This is a genomic window from Massilia sp. PAMC28688 (assembly GCF_019443445.1).
Lineage (GTDB): Bacteria > Pseudomonadota > Gammaproteobacteria > Burkholderiales > Burkholderiaceae_D > Telluria_A.
Map to the genome: position 1 here is coordinate 3245706 of NZ_CP080378.1, position 14687 is coordinate 3260392.

10 protein-coding genes are annotated in these 14687 nt (G+C 61.8%); all 10 read left to right on the forward strand.

Annotation, left to right across the window (positions count from 1 at the left end; genetic code table 11):
* The first annotated feature begins 495 nt into the window (after positions 1–495).
* The 10 genes from KY495_RS14490 (at position 496) to KY495_RS14535 (ending at position 14566) form a co-directional block, all read left to right on the forward strand.
* On the forward strand, positions 496–1452 hold the full coding sequence (locus tag KY495_RS14490; RefSeq protein WP_219880109.1) for a polysaccharide deacetylase family protein: 957 nt from the start codon (positions 496–498) through the stop codon (positions 1450–1452).
* Entirely contained in the window at positions 1449–2207 is a 759-nt protein-coding gene (locus tag KY495_RS14495) for a formyl transferase (RefSeq protein ID WP_219880110.1), read from the forward strand. The genes KY495_RS14490 and KY495_RS14495 overlap by 4 nt, the downstream gene beginning before the upstream one ends.
* Positions 2207–3331: a glycosyltransferase gene (locus tag KY495_RS14500; RefSeq protein WP_219880111.1), complete on the forward strand. Its 1125-nt coding sequence runs from the start codon at positions 2207–2209 to the stop codon at positions 3329–3331. The genes KY495_RS14495 and KY495_RS14500 overlap by 1 nt, the downstream gene beginning before the upstream one ends.
* 5 nt (positions 3332–3336) lie before the next feature.
* A complete protein-coding gene (gene asnB, locus KY495_RS14505) occupies positions 3337–5298 on the forward strand; it encodes an asparagine synthase (glutamine-hydrolyzing) (RefSeq protein WP_219880112.1) in 1962 nt (653 codons plus the stop codon).
* Positions 5299–5705: 407 nt separating this feature from the next.
* Positions 5706–6644, forward strand: a complete 939-nt coding sequence (locus KY495_RS14510) for an NAD-dependent epimerase/dehydratase family protein (RefSeq protein WP_219880113.1) — start codon at positions 5706–5708, stop codon at positions 6642–6644.
* Between the two features lie 9 nt (positions 6645–6653).
* Complete coding sequence (locus KY495_RS14515; protein WP_219884255.1) at positions 6654–7214, forward strand: sugar transferase; 561 nt, start codon at positions 6654–6656, stop codon at positions 7212–7214.
* A 424-nt stretch (positions 7215–7638) separates the two neighbouring features.
* Positions 7639–8670 carry an NAD-dependent epimerase/dehydratase family protein gene (locus KY495_RS14520; RefSeq protein ID WP_219880114.1) on the forward strand — a complete coding sequence of 344 codons (1032 nt, stop codon included), beginning with the start codon at positions 7639–7641 and terminating at the stop codon, positions 8668–8670.
* Entirely contained in the window at positions 8670–9851 is a 1182-nt protein-coding gene (locus KY495_RS14525) for a glycosyltransferase family 4 protein (RefSeq protein ID WP_229518307.1), read from the forward strand. The genes KY495_RS14520 and KY495_RS14525 overlap by 1 nt, the downstream gene beginning before the upstream one ends.
* Positions 9852–10386: 535 nt before the next feature.
* Positions 10387–11550, forward strand: coding sequence for a glycosyltransferase (locus tag KY495_RS14530; protein WP_219880116.1), 1164 nt, complete (start codon positions 10387–10389; stop codon positions 11548–11550).
* A gap of 166 nt (positions 11551–11716) precedes the next feature.
* Positions 11717–14566, forward strand: coding sequence for a YjbH domain-containing protein (locus tag KY495_RS14535; protein ID WP_229518308.1), 2850 nt, complete (start codon positions 11717–11719; stop codon positions 14564–14566).
* Positions 14567–14687 lie beyond the last annotated feature (121 nt).

Sequence of the window (14687 nt, forward strand, 5' to 3'; positions counted from 1 at the left end):
AAGGATCTTGTGCGCGAGCGGTATGATACCGGCGGGCCTTCGGTTACGCCCGGCTGGCGCGGCGTGTCGGTTCATGTTGGCGCGCGCCTCGTCTGGGCATCGCTTGGCATGACTCTTGCGCAGCGGGCTGAACATGGCGCAGCTGGAGCTCGCGCTCCTGGCAGTCGGCCCAAGCTGACCCGTTGCACTCGCCGATGCTGACCTGATGGCCGCAAGCGCTGCGCTTGGCGGCATTGCCGCGGCACCAGCGCTTATCGCCCGGCGCCGTTGTCGCTTGCCTGCAGGCGACTTGCCTCTGACCGAGCCCACCGTGATGGCGGGGCGGTCATGGTGCTCAATTTATTGTTGGGCTAGGCTCAGGCCACAGCCGAGCAAATGCTGTAGCTCTACAGCTGGCAGAGGTCAGCTTGTACGGCACGAACAAAATTTGGTGAGTTTGACCAATATCGACCACATCCGTCAGGTCACCCCCACTGCTCAAGAAGGAAAATGCGTTTGTCAAATTTCATCATATCGCTTGATTTCGAGATGTTTTGGGGTGTTGCCGATGTCCGTACCGTGGACGAGTATGGCGACCATATCCGGGGGGAGCTCGAAGCCATTCCGGCTATGCTGGCGGCGTTTGGACGGCACCGGGTGCGTGCCACCTGGGCCACCGTCGGGATGCTGATGTGCCGTGACCATGCCCATTGGCGGGCCGTGGCCCCGGAACGGCTCCCCGCTTATGCGCGCTCCGGTTGTTCGCCTTACGCGATGGATGCCACAGTGCGGAAGTATCCAACATTGTTTTTCGCCCCCGAGCTGGTTAAGCGGATACGCGACAGCGAGGGGCAAGAGGTAGCCACCCATACTTTTTCGCACTTTTATTGTGGCGAGCCGGGCGCCACGCCCGAACAATTCATGGCCGACATGCAGTGCGCCCGCGCCGTTGGCGCAGACTTGGGCCTGGCCTTCACCAGTATAGTGTTTCCGCGCAACCAAGTGCTGCCGGCGTATCTCAGGGTGCTCCCTGAAACCGGAGTCAAAATCTACCGCAGCAATCCGGACCACGTGCTATACCGCGACGGCCACCAGGTGCCCGGTGGCGCACTGGGCCGTCTGGTGCGCCTGGCTGACGCCTGGCTGCCGCTGGCCGGCGCCATGGCCGCTTACCCGGCCCATGGCCCGGGCGCCCTGGTAGCGCTACCGGCCAGCCGCTTCCTGCGGCCGTTCTCGCCTTCACTCGCTGCGCTCGAGCCACTGCGGCTGCGCCGCATCAAGGCGGCGATGACGCAGGCTGCCATTGCAGGCAGCGACTTCCACCTATGGTGGCATCCGCATAACTTTGGCTGCCATACAGGGCGCAACCTGGTCATGCTCGAAGCGATCCTGAACCACTTCGGGCAGCTGCGCGAACGCTACGGTATGCGCTCAGCCAATATGGCAGACTTCGCTGGCAGGGCGAAAGCATGAAGCTGATCGTGCTCGCCACCGACAGCGACAGCACATGGATGCTGGTCAACAGCCTGATGCCTTATTTCCCCGACCTAAAAGTGGTGCTGGAAACCCCGATCGGCCGCGCAACCTTGCTAAAGCGCCGCCTGGCCCGGCTCGGCTGGTGGACCGTGGCGGGGCAGGTGCTGTTCATGCTGCTGCTGCCGGTGTTGCGCCGTAGCGGCCAGCAGCGCCGTGAAGCTCTGCTGGCGGCAGCTGGACTGGCATGCCAGGCTCCTGCCATAGCCTTGCAGCGCTTTGCTTCCGTGAATGATCCGGACTGCCGCCAGTGGCTTGCAGCCCAGGATCCCGACGTGGTGATTCTCAACGGCACCCGGATCGTCAGCCCCCAAGTGCTCGATAGCTGCCGCGCCGTGTTCCTCAATACCCACTGCGGCATTACCCCAGCTTACCGGGGTGTGCACGGCGGTTACTGGGCGCTGTACCAGGGCCAGCCGCACCTGGCTGGGGTGACTGTCCATGTGGTCGATCGCGGCATCGATACTGGCGACATCATTTACCAGTCCACCTTTACGGCTGAGCCTGGCGACAATTTTCTGACCTATCCGGTTAAGCAATATATTGCCGGGATTCCGCTAATGCAACGTGCGCTGGAGGACATTGCCGCCGATAAGCTAGTGCGGCATAGGCGTGCTGATCTGACGTCGGCAGTCTGGTACCATCCGACCCTGTGGCAATACCTAGGTGCGCGCTGGCGCCGCGGCGTGGCCTGATGCTGGTTCTCCATATCATCAGCGGGATGAAGGTCGGGGGTGCCGAAATGGCACTGCAGCGTCTGGCCAGTCATGCCCGTGGCGGACGCTACGAGCACGTGGTCGCCTCGCTCAGCCCGGGCGGCGCGATGCGTGAACGCTTCCTCGACGCCGGCATCGAGCTGCTGGTTTTTGATTTCAAAGGTGCCCCGCTGTCGAGCTTGTTGCTGCTGTTCCGGACCCTGCGCCAGCGCCGCCCGGTAATTGTTCAGACCTGGATGTACCATGCTGACTTGATCGGTGGCGTGGTGGCGAAGCTGGCCGGTGTGCCTCACGTCATTTGGGGCATTCGCAGTACCGATGTGCCGGGGCACGGTGCGCGCGCGCTGCGTCTGATCCGCGCCGCCTGTGCCCGCCTTTCCCGCCGCGTTCCCTCGGTGATCGCCTGCGTGGCCGAAGCGGCGCGGCGTACCCATGTCAGCTTGGGCTACGATGACGCGCGCATGCGCGTCGTACCAAACGGTTTTGGCACCGATGTGCTGGCCGGGCGGGCCGCGGCCCGTGCCAGCCTGCGCGGCCAACTCGGCCTGAATGCAGATGCCATCGTCATCGGATGTGTCGGCCGCTTTCATCCTGACAAGGGGCAAGACATTTTCGTACTGGCCAGTGCCGTGGTAGCACAGGCCCTGCCTGGCGCGCGGTTTCTGATGGTGGGGCGCGATGTTACCGACGCCAACCCGGAGCTGATGGCCTGGATTGCCGAAAGCGGAGCTGCTGAACGCTTTTACCTGCTCGGCGAACGCAGCGACATGCAATCCTGCCTGGCGGCGATGGACGTGTTCTGCCTCGCTTCGCGCACAGAGGGTTTTCCAAACGTGGTGGGCGAAGCCATGGCTCTACAAGTGCCGTGCGTGGTCACCGACGCTGGCGACGCCGCTTTGCTGGTCGGCGATACGGCCGCAGTGGTCCCGGTGGCCGATCCGCCAGCGCTGGGGCAGGCATTGCTGGAACTGGCGCGGATGGCGCCGGCCCAGCGCAGCGTAAGCGGGCAGGCGGCACGGCAGCGCATCCTGGCGCACTATACGATGACGCGGGCAGGCGAACGCTTCACCGCGATTTATGACGAATTAACAATGCAAGGATAGAGCTAATGTGTGGTTTTGTCGGGATATTCGGAGGCGGTGCGCAAGAGCGGGCCAGTACCCTGGCGTTGCTTGGACGCATGAGCGACGCCATCACCCACCGCGGGCCTGATGACGCAGGTCTGTGGTGCGTTCCCGAGCACGAGATCGGATTTGCTCACCGCCGCCTTGCTATCGTGGACCTGTCACCGGCTGGGCACCAACCCATGGCGTCGGTAAGTGAGCGCTACACGCTGGCTTTCAATGGCGAAATTTATAACCACATGGCGTTGCGCCTGGCTCTGGAGCGGGAAGGCAGGGCGCCACAGTGGCGTGGACACTCCGATACCGAAACGCTGCTCGCTTGCATTGACGCTTGGGGCGTGCGGGGCACCGTGGAAAAGGCGATCGGCATGTTCGCCTTCGCCTTGTGGGACGCGGCCCAGCGTCGGTTAACGCTCGGGCGTGACCGGCTGGGCGAAAAACCGCTGTATTACGGCTGGATGGGGCAAGGGCGCGATGCGGTTTTTCTGTTCGGTTCAGAACTGAAGGCGCTGCGCCAGCATCCGCGTTTTGAACCTGCCATTCACCGCGGCGCCATCAGCCTGCTGCTGCGCCACAACTACATTCCAGCGCCCTACTCGATCTACCAAGCAGTGAGCAAGCTTGGCGCCGGCAGCTTACTGACGGTATCCCAGGATGCACCGGCGCCCATCATTGAAACCTTCTGGTGCGCAGCGAGGGTGGCCAGACAGGGAGTAGCCGAACCGTTCGCAGGTAGTCCTGCGCAGGCAGTAGACGCGCTGGAGGTTCTGCTCAAGGATGCGGTCCGGCAGCAAATGATGGCCGACGTGCCGCTGGGGGCCTTCCTGTCCGGCGGCATCGACTCATCGACCGTGGTGGCGCTGATGCATTCCCAGGCCGTGCGCCCGGTCAAGACCTTCACCATCGGTTTCCATGAGGCGGGATATGACGAAGCTGAACACGCTGCTGCCGTGGCGCGCTATCTTGGTACCGAGCACACAGAGCTTTATGTGACACCGGAACAGGCGCGCGCCGTCATTCCGCGCCTGCCGGCCCTGTACGATGAACCGTTTGCCGATTCCTCCCAGATCCCCACGTTTCTGGTATCGCAGTTGGCGCGCAGCGAGGTGACAGTCGCGCTATCAGGTGATGCCGGAGATGAGCTGTTCTGCGGCTACAACCGCTATGCCTTGACCAGCCGCCTGTGGGGCAAGCTGGGCGCCATGCCGCTGGGGCTGCGGCGTCTTGTCGCCAGCGGCCTCACCAGTGTGCCGACCTCGGCCTGGAACGGCCTGGCATCGGCCTTGGCTCCCGTGCTGCCGCGCGCCGCACGCATGGCCAATACAGGCGACAAGCTGCACAAGGGGGCCGGGGTGCTCGACAGCGAGTCAGTGGAAGCGCTCTACCTGCGCCTGGTGTCGCACTGGCCTAATCCGGCAGCCGCGGTGCTGGATGGAAAGGAACCGCCGACTTTGCTCAACGGGGCGGCCCCGGCCTTGGACGGGCTCGATGATGTGCAGCGCATGATGGCCTTGGACATGATGACGTATCTGCCCGACGATATTCTGGTCAAGGTGGACCGCGCAGCAATGGCGGTCTCGCTTGAGGGCCGGGTGCCGTTTCTCGACCACCGCGTGGTGGAGTTTGCCTGGCAATTGCCGCAATCGATGAAGCTGCGCGATGGCCAGACGAAATGGGCGCTGCGCCAGGTGCTTTACCGTCACGTGCCGCAGCATTTAATCGAGCGTCCGAAGATGGGGTTCGGCGTGCCGATCGGCACCTGGCTGCGTGGCCCGTTGCGGCCCTGGGCCGAGGAGCTGCTGGGCGCGTCACGCTTGCGCGAGGAAGGGTTTTTCGATGCTGCCCTGGTACGTAAGACCTGGGATGAACATGTGTCGGGCCAGCGCAACTGGCAGTATCAGCTGTGGGATGTGCTGATGTTCCAGGCTTGGCTCGAGCAGCAGTAACCATCCCCGCAGAAGCTGACGATGAATATCGACACACGATTTGCCTGCGCTGGCAGCCCAACTGCGAGGGAAGCCGATCTGCCCCCTCCGGAGCGTGCCAACGCTGACTATCCCAGCGGCTACCCGAGCATGCCAGTGGTCGCTGGCAACACGCGCCGCTCATCTATTGTCCGTCCGCTTTGTAATGTGCCAAAGGGTTGTCCTGTTTTGCACCCGGGCTTGGCGATTACCGCCGCGGCAGGGCCCCTCCTCGGAAATGCTGCCTCGCGCGTTCGGCCGGGCCGGGCCGGCCCGCCCGGGCGAACGCTGCCGTGCCTCAAGGGGAACATTACTACGTCGCCTGATATGGGCCATGCCCGGTCGCCGGGAGGGTTGCCTCCAACCGCGCCGTCGACGGTGGCAGTGTCATGAGCGGCATTCTGGTCACCGGCGCTACCGGTTTCGTTGGCAGCGCCCTGTGCGCGGAACTGGAAGCGCGCGGCATCGGTCACCGCGGCGCGGTGCGTGCCGGTCCCGCGCCGGGACAGGTCGCAGTGGGCGACCTGGGCGCCAGCGCCGATTGGACCAGGGCGCTGGCGGGTATCGATTGCGTGGTGCACCTGGCTGCGCGGGTGCATGTCATGCAAGAGCAGGCACCTGACCCCCTTGAGAATTTTCGCCAAATGAATGTCGCCGCAACGATGCACTTGGCCCGTCAGGCCCATGCAGCCGGGGTGCGCAGGTTCGTATTTGTCAGCAGTATCAAGGTCAATGGTGAAGCCACGCACGGTATGCCCTTCAGGGCCTGTGACCTGCCCCGGCCCGAGGATCCTTATGGCCAGTCCAAGCTGGAAGCCGAGCAAGCCTTGTTCGCTTGGGGCCGCGGCAGCGGCATGGACATCGTAGTGGTTCGCCCACCGCTCGTGTACGGGCCAGGGGTCAAAGCAAATTTCCGGCAGCTGATCGTGCTCGCTGCACGCGGCTGGCCCTTGCCATTCGGGCGGGTCGACAACCGGCGCAGTATGGTCGCCTTGGCCAATCTGGTCGACCTGCTGATCGTTGTGACACAGCATCGGGAGGCGCCTGGACGGGTGTGGCTGGTGTCGGACGGCGTCGACCTCAGTACCCCGGAACTGATCAGGCTGCTGGCCGCGGCGGCCGCGCGCCGTGCGTACCTGCTGTCGGTGCCGCCCGGCCTCCTACGCCTCGGCGCCCGCATAATTGGCAGGCAGGCCATGGCCGAGCGTGTTCTCGGTTCACTCCAGGTTGATATCGCTCAAACCCGCGAAGCGCTAGAGTGGACACCAGTCATCGATCCGCCCACGGCACTCGCCCAGACGATGGCCGCGTATTTAGCCGACAGCTGATCGACCATGATGAAACGTCTCCTCGACCTGACACTTGCCGTCGTCGCCGCGCTGTTCCTGTTTATTCCCGTCTGCCTACTCGTCTTGCTCGTCAAGCTCACCTCAAGGGGCCCAGCCCTGTTCTGGTCCGACCGGGTAGGCCAGGACAATCAAATTTTCTCCATGCCCAAGCTGCGTACCATGCGCGTCGCTACCCCGGTCGTAGCGACCCATCTGCTGGTTGAGCCGGGTGCCTACCTGACCCCGGTGGGCGGGTTCCTGCGCAGGTGGAGCCTTGATGAACTGCCTCAGCTGTGGTGTATTCTGAAGGGGGAGATGAGTCTGGTGGGCCCGCGTCCGGCGTTGTACAACCAGCACAATCTGATTGCGATGCGCACCGGCTGTGGTGTCCATGCCATCCGCCCGGGCTTGACGGGCTGGGCGCAGGTGAATGGGCGCGATGAGTTGCCTCTGCCGGAAAAGGTGAAACTGGACCATGAGTACCTGTATGTTCAGTCGCTTGCTTTCGATTGCAAAGTCATCTTCCTGACTATCATGAAGGTTTTCCGGCGCGACGGTATCGCGCATTGACCCCAAGCAGGCGCTTAAGCGTCGTTGCTCGTCGCCATAGCTGTAATGTAGCGGGGCCGAGATGTCAACGCGCTGCATGCGCCGTCGGCGTCACAGTCACTGTGGGCGAAGGGCGATGGAATCGACCGGTGTCCCACCTGGCTGCTGCAGGGGACCGGCGGCCGTCGTGCTGCAGCGAATAAAACATCACCAAGGTGGGAAGTGAGCCGTTGGTTGCCCCGCTACCCCCCCATTTGCGCCTCTGCCGATAGCGCAAGCGCGCGCGAGTGCGTTTTTTTGTATAATAGCCGACTTGCCATCGTGGCATTGTGGCAATCTCATCTTCTAAAAGGGCAGTCGCGCCCCGTGGGGCGACCCTTATTAACTACTTCACATAAGAGATAAGCGGTCCTTGGCCATTGGCGCGACCGCAAAAGGTAACAGTATGACGACATACGAGCACGTGCAGCAGATGCTGCGCTCCCAGCCACGCACCTGGCTGATCACCGGCGTGGCTGGTTTCATTGGATCAAACCTGCTCGAGGCACTGCTCATGCTGGACCAGCGCGTGGTCGGGCTGGACAATTTTGAAACTGGCCACCGGCGTAATATGGACCTGGTCCGGGCCCAGGTCGGTAGTGCCAGGTGGGCCCGCTTTCAGTTTCACGAAGGCGACATCCGAGATGCAGCAAGCTGTGCACGCGCCTGCGAGGGCGTGGACGTGGTCTTGCACCAAGCAGCATTAGGCAGTGTGCCTCGCTCTTTGGCCAATCCAGGTCGCAGTAACGACGCTAATGTCACCGGTTTTTTGAACATGCTCACCGCCAGCCGCGATGCCAAGGCGCAGCGCTTCGTGTATGCCGCATCGAGCTCAACGTACGGCGATCATCCGGCTTTGCCTAAGGTGGAAGACCGTATTGGCAAGCCTTTGTCACCATATGCAGTGACGAAGCTGGTGAACGAACTGTACGCCGACGTATTTGGGCGGTGCTATGGCATGCAGACGGTGGGACTACGCTACTTTAATGTGTTTGGTCCCCGGCAAGATCCGGAAGGCGCGTATGCTGCCGTCATTCCGAGATGGTTCAAGGCGCTGATCGAGGGCGAGACAGTGCAGATCAACGGCGATGGAGAGACCAGCCGCGATTTCTGCTACATCGCCAACGTTGTGCAGGCCAACATCCTGGCCGCCACTGCGACCGATGAGGCTAGCGTCAACCAGATCTACAACGTGGCCCTGGGTGATCGCACTACACTGACGGAATTGTACTGGCTGATCCGTGAGCTTGTCAGCGGCCGATTCCCCGGGGCTCGCACGCAGGCACCCGCCTACGGGCCATTCCGTGCGGCCGACGTTCGTCATTCGCAGGCAAGCATCGACAAGATATCGACGCTGCTCGGTTACGCGCCGACCCATCGGGTCGCTGACGGCTTGGCGGAGGCTGCCCGGTATTACCTGGAAGCGGGGCGCAGCTGATGGCGGACGCGCGATCGAGAGCGCCGAAACTGTTGTTCGTGGTGACCGAAGACTGGTATTTTTGCTCGCATAGGCTTCCATTGGCGATTGCTGCACGGACTGCGGGATACCACGTAACGCTGGCGGCGCGTATGAGCGAGCACGGCGAGCTGGTGCGCTCTCATGGCATTGACGTGGTTCCATGGCAGGTCGAGCGCGGTTCGACCAACCCTTTTGGTGAGTTGTTGGCCTTATATCGCCTGTGGAACATCTATCGCCGGGTCCAGCCAGATCTACTGCATCAAGTGGCCTTGAAGCCTGCGCTGTACGGGAGCTTTCTGGCGCGCTTAAGCGGCCGGGCAGTCGTGGTCAATGCACTGGGCGGCATGGGTTCGGTGTTCACCTCCGCTTCCCGCTCCAAGGCCTTGCTCAAGCGTGCGCTCACATTCAGTTTTCGCTGGCTACTTTCTGGAGACCGCAAGCGACTGATCCTCCAGAACGAGGACGACGCCGCCCTGTTTGAGCAGGTTGCGCGTTTGCCCCGCACTGGTATCCGCATCATTCGCGGCGCAGGCGTGAACCTCGCGCATTTTTCAGTGCAGCCCGAACCCGCGGGGCTCCCACTAGTGGTATTACCTGCGCGCCTGTTGTGGGACAAGGGAATTGGCGAATACGTTGAGGCGGCGCGCATACTCCGCCGGCGCGGCGTTACGGCGCGCTTTGCCATTGCCGGCAGGATTGATCGCGATAACCCGACCGGCATTGCGCCCGAACTCGTCCAGGGCTGGGTCGAGGAAGGCGTGGTCGAATGGTTCGGCTTGCGTAACGACATGCCGGCCTTGTTAAGCGCTGCCAATATCGTCTGCCTTCCATCATACCGTGAGGGTCTGCCGAAGGCCCTGCTTGAGGCGGCAGCTTGCGCCCGCGCTATTATTACTACCGACGTTCCTGGCTGTCGCGAAGTAGTACGCCACGGTGAAAACGGTCTTCTGGTGCCCGTTCGTGACGCGGGCGCGCTAGCCGACGCGCTCGGTCAGTTGTTGGAATCGCCCTCGCAGCGTAGTGCGATGGGGGCTGCGGGACGCCGCATGGCCGAGCAGGAGTTCTCGGAAGGAGGCGTCATTGAGCAGACCCTGGCCATTTACAGGGAGTTGCAGGTTTACCCCCTCGCCGCTGGGACTATGGTTACGGGCACGCCCTGACGCCAGCGCAGTGGCAGTGCGTCACGGAGGTATTCTTAGACTGCAGCTGGAGCATAAGGCGCGAATGTTGTATAGATGCGACAAGGGCATGCATGGCCGCCTGTCGCTGTCACACCGTCAGGGCGGGCATTTTCATGACAATGTCGCGACAAACTCAGTCCGTCATTTAGGATATTCTGCGTTAGAATAGCGGCCCATTCATATGGCTCAAGGAGATTAGGCTGGCGGTCGTTTTTTTGTCAGCGTTGCGAAAGCGCAGAGAGCGCCGAGTTCGGTATCTGCAAGCTCCGCGAGGGCGACGGTGGCCAATGTTAAAATCGGTATTTGCACTGTTGCCACCACTGAGCGGCTCATTCGTCGCCGATTGTGACCGCTTGAGTGGTATGGGTGTTTAGCTACCCCTGATTTGTTGCGCAGGAGCCCCAGCTTTGGACAGCGCTCGAGCCGCCGCGCCGGTGCGTGATACCGGTGTGTGGGAGTGCTTTCAGCATCCCCCGCGCTGCGGCGCTTTTATAGGAATCCTTGGGTGAGCCTAATGTTGTCTATTATTGTTAGTTTCTTTGTTGCTCTTATCGTTACGCTCTACATTGTCCGATTTTCTCATAAGAATCGGAAGATGCTAGATTTCGATATGGAGGGCGTGCAGAAAATTCACGCTTTTCCCGTGGCGCGTGTCGGTGGTCTCGGTATTTTCCTGGCTGCCCTGGCAGGCACCTGCGTTCTGTACCTGCGCGCGCCGGAAAGCGGTTTATGGGCAGTGACACTGCTCTTGTCAGCCCTTCCTGCGTTTGGCTGCGGCATTGTAGAGGACTACACGAAAAACGTGAGCCCGCGCCGGCGCCTGTTCTTCACGATGATTTCAGCGACTGCCGCATTTTTCCTGCTCGACGCGGCCGTCGTGCGCTTTGACATTCCCATGGTCGATGCTGGACTGGCGGTCGTCTGGATTTCGCTGCCATTGACCATTTTTGCAATTGCCGGCGTGGCCAATGCGGTCAACATCATCGACGGCTTCAACGGCCTAGCCGGTGCTGTCACCATGTTTATGTTCGCCTCGCTGGCCTATGTCGCCTTTCAGGTTGACGACATGTTTGTGATGAGCACCGCGCTGTTGATGGTCGGCGCCATTGCCGGTTTCTTTCTCTGGAATTATCCCCACGGCCTCATCTTCATGGGCGATGGCGGGGCCTACTTTATTGGCTTCATGCTGGCCGAACTGGCGGTTTTGTTGGTGGCGCGCAACCCCGCGGTATCGGCGTGGTATGCAATCCTGCTCCTGATCTATCCCGTGGTCGAGACGGTCTTTTCCATCTATCGCCGCAAATATATCCGCGGCGTGTCGCCCGGCCTGCCTGACGGGGTCCACCTGCATATGCTCATCTTCAAGCGCGTGGTCCGCTACACCATCGGTGTGCGTGATGCGCGCGCCGTCACGCGCCGCAATTCTCTGACGTCACCTTACCTGTGGCTGCTTTCACTGATGGCCGTGGTTCCGGCCACTTTGTGCTGGTCGAACACGCTGGCGCTAGGCGCGTTCTGTTCCATGTTCGTCATGACCTACGTCTGGCTATACGCCCAGATCGTGCGCTTCAATGTGCCTACTTGGTTGATCCTAAATACCTGGCTCGGCAGCCGCGCAGGACAGGGCCACCCCAGCCCAGCCGGCCTGATCGAGGGCAAGGGTGAGTCCTCCCTGTAAGCCTGCAGTGCCGCACATGATTGCTGCCATCGAAGAGCAGTGTTGTGGCCCGAATCGGGTATAGTTTCGGCAATCGCTCCGGGCTATGTAGCAGCCCCGGTTTTCCGTTCAATCACCTGTTGCCTGGCCAGCGGCCGGCGCATTAGGACATCTACAGGTATTCCCCTTGCTTTCTGTACTGAAAAATACCATTACTTATTCGTGGTGCGGATGCGTGTTGCTCAGCGCGACTTGGGCGCAGGCCGCCACGCCCGCCACGACTGGCCAGTCCGGCTATATCAACATGCCCAGCGCTGCCGTCCAAGCCGATGGCACTTTCAGCCTTGGTTACAGCTATGACCAGCCTTACGGCACGCTGTGGGCGACCGCGACGATCCTGCCTTTCATTCAGGTCACAGGCCGCTTTGTTTCCGTCAGTGGAATACCCGGTTTTACTAATGTGCCTGGCGAATTTGGTTATGAGTATGGGCGCTACAAGGACAAGGTGATCGATTTCAAGGCCAGGCTTCTGGCCGAAGGGCGTTGGGTGCCCGCGGTGGCACTCGGGGCCAGCGACATCGAGGGAACCGGGCTGTTCAAAGGACACTATCTAGTTGCCACGAAGACCCTGGGATCGGCCAGGAATGTCGAAGTTAGTGCCGGACTCGGCAGAGGTCGGCTGGATGGCGCTTTTGCCGGTGTGCGATGGCGGTCCACAGCTACTCCGGCCTGGTCCGTGGTGGCTGAGTACGATGCCAACAAATATGCCAATGATTTTAACGCGGCGCTCACTGATGCAGGGGCGCGGCGCAAGGGTGCGGTGCTCGGGCTTGAGTATCGCTGGGGCTGGCTCGGCGCCCAAGTGGCGCGCCACCGCGATCACTTTAGCGCCAATGTCTATGCCAGTGTGCCAATGGCCGCGCGCGAATTCATTCCCAAGATCTACGAACCGCGGCCCCACAATCCCAAGACGCCCCCGTCACGGCTCACGGTGGCAAGCTTGCGCAACGACCCTGCCAGTGCCGCCCCCCTGATAGCAGCATTGTCGCGCCAAAACTTTAAGAATATCCGAGTGGCCTACGATAGTGGTGTTCTGCGCCTGTCTCTGACCAATGCGCGCATTTCTGAAATGGGCAGGGCGGTGGGACGGGCCAGCCGTACGGCGCTGGCCTTCGCGCCGGCAGAAACGCGGGCGATCTACCTCACCTATACACGCCTCGAGCAGCCCGTGGCGACTTACGAGCTGCATGACTTGGCTGCGCTGACGCACTACCTGACCGGGGCGGGCAAGCGCGACGAGTTTTTGAAAACCGTGGTGGTGCGCTACTCCGGGCCGCACGATTCCCTGGACGTCGACAAGGCAACCCTTGGGGCGGGGGTGGACGAAGGCACCGGGGTCGGTTTGCATGTCGGACGCGACGGCAACCTGATTCAGGTCAGCTCAGAGGACCGTGAATCGAACCGCCTGCGCATTGCACCCAAGGTCAATTTCTTTTTCAATGACCCCAGCGGGGCACTGCGCTATGACCTGGCGGCAGTGGGCAGCTACGACCGACGCCTGGGCAGCGGCCTGTATCTGAACGGCGCGGTTCGCCTTAGCGTGCTGGAGAATATTTCCGGGGTAACCCAGCCGTCGAACAGCGAACTACCGCACGTGCGCACCGATGTGGCGGAATACAAGCGCGGCGGGCGTTTTAAGCTCAACCGGTTAATGCTCAACCAGTATTTCAATCCTGCCGAGCGCATATACGCGCGCCTGTCGGCTGGATTTTATGAGGAAATGTACCGCGGCGTCGGGGGGCAGATTCTGTATGTGCCCAACAATTCACGCTGGGCCACCGACCTTAGCGTGGATGCGCTCCAACAGCGCGGTGTAAAGGGCTGGCTCGACAAGCGCGATTACCGCACCGTGACGGCTATCGGGGCCCTGCATTACAAGCTGCCCTACGATATCACCGTCACCGCGCGCGCCGGGCGTTTTCTTGCAAAGGATACCGGCGTGCGTATTGAAATGAAGCGGCGCTTCCGTTCCGGCATCGAGGTCGGTGCTTGGTACACCAAGACCAATGGCAACGATATCACCAGCCCAGGCACACCATTGAGCCCTTACAACGACAAGGGCGTGTTCCTGTCGATCCCGCTGCGCACCATGCTGCCTAGCGACAGCCAGGCCGGTGCGGGTTTTGCTCTGTCTCCTTGGACGCGGGATGTCGGTCAGATGGTCGCTTCGCCGGGCGATCTATACAGCCTGGTGGAGCAGCCGCGGCGTGACCTGCACCACTACGACGGCCTGGGTGATTTCGCCGAGCGGCCGGACGAAGCGAGCCTCCCGGTAATAAGCAATCCGGTGCGCCCACTGGTTAATCCCTGGCCCAACTTCCGCGCCCGCCTGGAAGGCTCGGCGGCTGCCTCGCCATCGCTGCCGACCTGGGCCTATGGCGGGGCCCTCGCCAGCGCCGCAGTGCTCACCAGTGCCGCTTTGGACAAACCTGTTGACAGATTCGTGCGCAAGCACGAAGACCGGCGCCTGACCAATTCCTTGGGCAATTTTGGCAAGAACATGCCGGTCGCGCTGGTGGCGACCTCCGGCATCGCGGCGGCATTGGGTGACGCCCGTATGCAGAACACCGGCATCATTGCGCTACAGTCGGTCGCCGGGGCAATTGGTGCCACAGCTATCGGCAAATATTCAACCGGGCGTGCACGACCTGAAGAGAACTTGGGGACGTGGGCCAGTACCGACCGCAGGCGCAGTGACTCTTCCTTCCCTTCGGGGCATAGTGCCGTTGCCTTTGCGGCGGTGACTCCATTCGCCCAGGAATATGACGCTCCCTGGCTGTATGGGGTTGCCGCCATCAGCGCAGCCGGCCGGGTCGCGAACCGCAAGCATTTTGTGTCGGACACTGTGGCGGGCGGCCTGATTGGCTATGCGGTAGGCACGCTGCTGTGGGAAGGCCAGCGCAACATGGTTAATTCGCAGCTGTCGGTGGTGCCCGGCCCTAAGTCGATTGCCGTGGCCTGGCAAGGCAGTTATTGATGTGGGAAAACCCCGGAGGCACAGCGCTGGGGTCTGCGGTGCCGCTGGTAAGGGCGCAACCTCAGGCATAAAAAAGCCGCCAGACCCTTACAGGGTTGGCGGCTTTCAAACAGGGCGCTGA